The organism is Rhodosalinus halophilus, assembly GCF_003298775.1.
In the GTDB taxonomy this organism is placed as follows: domain Bacteria; phylum Pseudomonadota; class Alphaproteobacteria; order Rhodobacterales; family Rhodobacteraceae; genus Rhodosalinus; species Rhodosalinus halophilus.
Genome location: NZ_QNTQ01000065.1, coordinates 1 through 498, shown reverse-complemented (window position 1 = coordinate 498; position 498 = coordinate 1). Strand labels below are relative to the sequence as shown.

Genomic DNA, 498 nt, shown 5'->3' with positions numbered 1-498 from the left:
GCGGCGAGCCTTTCGCGCAAGGCGGTCATCTCGGCTTCCTCGCGCTCGAGCAGGCGCAGCCCGGCCCGGAGCGCCTCCGACGCATTCTGGTAGCGGCCATCGGCGATCAGCCGCTCGATCAGGTCGGTCTGGCTATCGGTCAGGACGACATTGCGGGTCGGCATCGGCATCTCCCTTGGGCATATTGGCAATATATGCCAATGAGGGGCATCTGTCGACCAGGTGCCGTCTCCCGCGTCAGCCGGTCTGCCGCAGATCCGGCCCCAGCACCCGCTTCGCCCCGCCGCGCTGCGCCGAGGGCAGCCGGATCAGCGTCGCCATGGCATCGGCAAGCTTGTTCGACACCGGCTCTCCCTCGATCTCCTGCGCGAGAAACCAGTCGACGAGGCAATCCTTCTTGCCCTGGTCCTCGGCCGTGATCCCGAACTTCGCGATCGCCGCCTGCATCAGCTCGAGATAGGGCGTGGTGTAGGGCGCCGTGTCCACGCCCGCCGGTCG

General features: G+C 67.5%; 1 protein-coding gene and 1 pseudogene. Both read right to left on the bottom strand.

Annotated elements, in window-relative coordinates:
- Nucleotides 1-164, bottom strand: a 164-nt coding sequence (locus tag DRV85_RS18875) for a type II toxin-antitoxin system ParD family antitoxin (protein ID WP_113291004.1), incomplete at its 3' end; no start/stop codon positions are given.
- 73 nt (nucleotides 165-237) lie between these two features.
- Nucleotides 238-498: pseudogene (locus tag DRV85_RS18870) on the bottom strand (hypothetical protein); the annotation flags it as partial.